The sequence below is a fragment of the Desulforegula conservatrix Mb1Pa genome (assembly GCF_000426225.1).
In the GTDB taxonomy this organism is placed as follows: domain Bacteria; phylum Desulfobacterota; class Desulfobacteria; order Desulfobacterales; family Desulforegulaceae; genus Desulforegula; species Desulforegula conservatrix.
Genome location: NZ_AUEY01000175.1, coordinates 1 through 1,469, shown reverse-complemented (window position 1 = coordinate 1,469; position 1,469 = coordinate 1). Strand labels below are relative to the sequence as shown.

General features: G+C 36.7%; 3 protein-coding genes. 1 reads left to right on the top strand and 2 read right to left on the bottom strand.

The genetic code is table 11. The annotated features are described in order from the left end of the window. Positions 1-128: 128 nt before the first annotated feature. Positions 129-563 carry a DUF488 domain-containing protein gene (locus tag K245_RS0121670; protein WP_027360822.1) on the top strand — a complete coding sequence of 145 codons (435 nt, stop codon included), beginning with the start codon at positions 129-131 and terminating at the stop codon, positions 561-563. Between the two features lie 34 nt (positions 564-597). On the opposite strand, the gene K245_RS0121665 is transcribed toward K245_RS0121670, so the two are convergent. Beyond that, positions 598-1,155 (bottom strand): hypothetical protein, encoded by a 558-nt coding sequence (locus K245_RS0121665; RefSeq protein ID WP_156906883.1) that lies wholly within the window; start codon positions 1,153-1,155, stop codon positions 598-600. Continuing rightward, complete coding sequence (locus K245_RS0121660; RefSeq protein WP_027360820.1) at positions 1,110-1,391, bottom strand: hypothetical protein; 282 nt, start codon at positions 1,389-1,391, stop codon at positions 1,110-1,112. Before K245_RS0121660 ends, K245_RS0121665 begins: the two co-directional genes overlap by 46 nt. Positions 1,392-1,469: the final 78 nt, after the last annotated feature.

Genomic DNA, 1,469 nt, shown 5'->3' with positions numbered 1-1,469 from the left:
CTTTTCTTCCATACATCATCCTCCCAAAATATTTTTTGAGAAAATCTGCCATATATCATTTCTCTTGAATAGAAGTGGTTGGCTGGATGCTTACCGTTGTGGCGTATTCGTTGAGTATAGGTGCAGCCATGGAATTTTATACAATTGGATACGAAGGTTTAAGCCAGCAGGAGTTCAGCGCGTGGTTAAACAGGTACGGAATAACCATGGTGATAGATGTAAGGCAGATTCCTTTCAGCAGAAAAAAGGGTTTTTCAAAAAACGGACTGTCTGATTTTCTTACTGAAAAGAAAATAGGTTACCAGAGCATAAATCAGCTCGGCACGCCAAAGCCAATAAGGGATAATCTAAAAAAAACAGGGGATTATTCTCTTTTTTTCAAAGAGTATAATAAATATCTCAGCTCTGTTTCGGAAGAAACGGACAAACTTCTTGATTATATCCATCAGGGGGAAAAAATAGCTCTTTTATGCTTTGAAAAAGACCCGGCACAGTGCCACAGAAGCGCAATAGCGAACGAAATTATGAGAAGGAAAGAATGGCTTCAAGTGAAGCATATTTAAAGATAAGTTTTAATATAGCTCAATTTAAAAAAAATCATGCAACCCACTGCAATCGTCTTTTTTGTCGAGCAGTGTCTTCACTGAATAAGTAGCTGTCAATCTCTTCCTTAAGAAGAGTATGCATATGTTTTGAATATGGAAGCCTATAACGTGGACGAAAATGCCATATAACTTCACCATCAAATTTTATACTTAACAATCCTATGTTTGATTTCTTAAATTCATCTAATTGGGATAGTGCTCTATGGACATATTCATTATCAAGCACAACAAAAGAATACTCAGCGAATGAAGCGTAGCGGTAAGCTTGCATTAAGGCTCGCTGCCAATGTTTTCTCTTCATTTCAAATGCAAATGTCCGTTGAATGCGTCGACCACGTGCATCATTCTTCCAAAAAATAGATAAGTGGTCAGGAACCCCAAAAAGCCCCTTAAATTCACGTGCTTCCCATGAGAACCAATCAGAATATGCATATTGTGATCGGATACATGACTGCGCCGAAAAAATCTTGGACATATCGCTTTCTCTGTCAAAAGAAAGCTTATTTAACGAGTGATGTCTCGTTTCCAAAGATTGATTACTGTGATCCATGTTGAAAGATGCTCTCCGCCGCCATTATTAGGAAAAACTATACCTGAATCTCTAAGAAAATTGAACTCATTAATGGCCTTGTTGCATTCAGAAATTACATTGTCAAGCAAAGAGTCGGGATCAGACGCTGATAGTCTTTTAAATTGTTTATAGAATGATTTAAAATAATGTTTATATGGCTCATTTTTTGTAAAATGCCAGTTATAAGATGGTTCAAACATTTTTTTGATTACCATTTTTACTCCGCCATGCTTATCTTAAGGCATGTGAAAGATTATCCAGATATGATGGAGGTGTAGCATGGCAAAAAATAT